Origin of the sequence: Hydrocoleum sp. CS-953, assembly GCF_002260545.1 — a bacterium.
Lineage (GTDB): Bacteria > Cyanobacteriota > Cyanobacteriia > Cyanobacteriales > Microcoleaceae > Trichodesmium.
Genome location: NZ_LGSU01000466.1, coordinates 1 through 3,188 on the forward strand (window position 1 = coordinate 1; position 3,188 = coordinate 3,188).

Genomic DNA, 3,188 nt, shown 5'->3' on the forward strand with positions numbered 1-3,188 from the left:
TGATTTGATATAATAGCAAGTTAAAATCCTTTCATTAATGGATAATGGATAATTGATAATGGATAATTGATAATTACCTTTCCCTAAAAAGAAGAGGATTGAATAAAAGGAAAATTTTTTCTTGTTTCTCCTTAAAAGGAGAGGCTTTATACCTTTATTTTTCGGCAAATACTCAAATCTAGCAATCCTAAATAATACCAATCACCAAAAGTAATGCTATACCTCAGCCATACTTCAACAGTCAATAGCTATTAAGATTAAAAGTTTTTTTTGACAATTATTAGTCGGTTAATATAGATTTTTATGCTTTTCCTCTCCCTGCACCTCCCACACTTCCAACACTTACCCACCCAATCAAAGATAGCATTCTTTTTGAGAAATGGTATAAGTTGTAAAATTTTATGGTAGGGGTTTGGTCTCCAAATTGAGCCTGAAAATGGGATTAATATGACCAAACCCCTAAACTTTTTCCTTCTTTCCTTCTTTCCTTCTTCCTTCTTTCCTTATTCCTTCTTTCCTTATTCCTTCTTACTTCTTCCTTCTTTAAAAAGTTACAACACTACGAATAGACTTACCTTCGTGCATTAAATCAAAAGCTTCATTAATTCTTTCCAATGGCATAACATTAGTAATCAAATCGTCAATATTAATCTTCCCTTCCATGTACCAATCAACAATTTTCGGAACATCTGTACGACCTTTTGCTCCTCCAAAAGCTGTACCTTTCCATACTCTTCCTGTTACTAACTGAAACGGACGAGTGCTAATTTATTGCCCTGCACCTGCCACACCAATAATAACACTAACACCCCAACCTTTATGACAACATTCCAAAGCTTGACGCATGACATTAACATTACCAATACATTCAAAAGTATAGTCAGCACCTCCCTTTGTTAAATCTACTAAATAAGGAACTAAATCTCCTTCTACTTCCTTGGGATTAACAAAATATGTCATGCCAAATTTTTTCGCTAATTCTTGTTTTGCCGGATTAATATCAACCCCAACAATCATATCAGCACCTACCATTTTTGCACCTTGAATTACATTTAAACCAATACCTCCTAAACCAAATACAATTACTTTTGCTCCTACCTCTACTTTGGCAGTATTAATAACAGCTCCAATGCCAGTTGTAACCCCACAACCTATATAACAAACCTTGTCAAAAGGAGCATCTTCTCGGATTTTTGCTAAAGAAATTTCAGGCAATACAGTATAGTTAGCAAAGGTGGAAGTTCCCATATAATGATGTATCATTTCACCATTTAATGAGAATCTACTTGTACCATTCGGCATTAGACCACGACCTTGAGTAGTTCTAATTGCTTGACATAAGTTGGTTTTCATGCTTAAGCAATAGTCACACTGACGGCACTCTGGGACATACAAAGGAATAACATGGTCTCCTGGTTTGAGACTGGTGACACCAGGTCCAACTTCAACAACAACTCCTGCCCCTTCATGACCTAAAATGCTAGGGAATAAACCTTCAGGGTCAGTACCGGAAAGAGTATAATCATCGGTATAGCAAATCCCGGTTGCTTTAATTTATACCATTACTTCTCCAGCTTTGGGGCCTTCTAAATTAACGGTTTCTATAGTTAATGGTTTTCCTGCTTCAAAAGCTATTGCTGCTTTGGTTTCCATTTTGGGATTCTCCTATAATTGACATTATTAAAATAATTGGTGGTAATAGTTTATGTAAAGAAGAAGGAATAAGCAAGGAGGAAATAGGAGAAGATTTTATAATACGATCAGGAGTTACGCAGACAAACTCAGAAACCAGGTTTCTTTATTCCTTTTAGCCAATCCACTTATTTAATAAGAAGAGGTAATTATTAATTATTGAAAAATGCCTTACAGTAAATTTAACTTAGATGAACTACTAACAAATTTTAATCTAAACTTAGTTGAACTTCAGGGTAAATTCAACAATTTACCTGAAGTTTTACCTAGTAAAATATTACAAGAACTTTTCCAAGACTATGTACCTTTAGCAGTTGCTATTGGTTCAGAAAAAGCACGTTCTGAGTTAATTGTTGCACCAATTTTAGTAGAGGTAAAGAAACAACTAAATAATCAAATTAGCATTTTTTNAAAAATATTACAAGAACTTTTCCAAGACTATGTACCTTTAGCAGTTGCTATTGGTTCAGAAAAAGCACGTTCTGAGTTAATTGTTGCACCAATTTTAGTAGAGGTAAAGAAACAACTAAATAATCAAATTAGCATTTTTTCAGGAATAGAATTTAACGTTAATCCTGACCAAGGTTTAAATGGTTTTTGTGATTTTATTATTAGCCGTTCCACAAGACAACTTGTTATTGAAGCACCAGTTGTTGCCTTAGTAGAGGCAAAAAACGATAATCTGAAATCTGGTTTTTCTCAATGTATTGCAGAGATGCTAGCTGCTCAAATTTTTAATCAAAGAAAAGGCAACAATATTAATAAAATTTATGGTGTTGTGACAACGGGAACAGTTTGGCAATTTTTAGAGCTAGAGTCCGAAACTATCACTGTAGATTTGGAGGAATATTCTATCAATAATTTATCGAAAATCTTCGGTATTTTAATTAGTTTGCTTAGAGTTTAGTAGTGTAACGCACTGAAATATTTGAAATAGTAGAAATATTTGGAATAGACATTGGGTTACATTTCATTAACAACTCTACTAGACTTGATAACTAGGACTTGTTGATTAAATATAAAAGCATTGACAGATAAAATTTTTAGCCTTTTTAAGTCTGCAAAAAGTACCTGGTTTTCATTTCTTCATGGTCAAAAATTTAGCATTTCTGGTAATAATTGGGCAAAAAAATTACTTCCCTACTCCTCTACTCCCCCGCTCCCCTACTCCTTAAAACAACGTAAGCATTCAGCCTTCAGCTATGAGCTATAAAGTTATACCAATTCCCAAAAGTATTACTATACTTGGGCGATACTTCAGTTATTAACTAATCAGCAAAATCATAATCATTTTTTTGCTGATTTGAGCTAGTTTAATGTTAATTATTCTTATGTTTGCTTCTCCCCCACTCATACCAATTCCCAAAAGTATTACTATACTTGGGCGATACTTCAGTTATTAACTAATCAGCAAAATCATAATCATTTTTTTGCTGATTTGAGCTAGTTTAATGTTAATTATTCTTATGTTTGCTTCTCCCCCACTCCCCTCCTCC

Annotated in this window: 1 pseudogene; it reads right to left on the minus strand. The window is 33.7% G+C overall.

Annotation, left to right across the window (positions count from 1 at the left end):
- Positions 1 to 543: 543 nt before the first annotated feature.
- Positions 544 to 1,653: pseudogene (locus AFK68_RS04675) on the minus strand (S-(hydroxymethyl)glutathione dehydrogenase/class III alcohol dehydrogenase).
- Positions 1,654 to 3,188 lie beyond the last annotated feature (1,535 nt).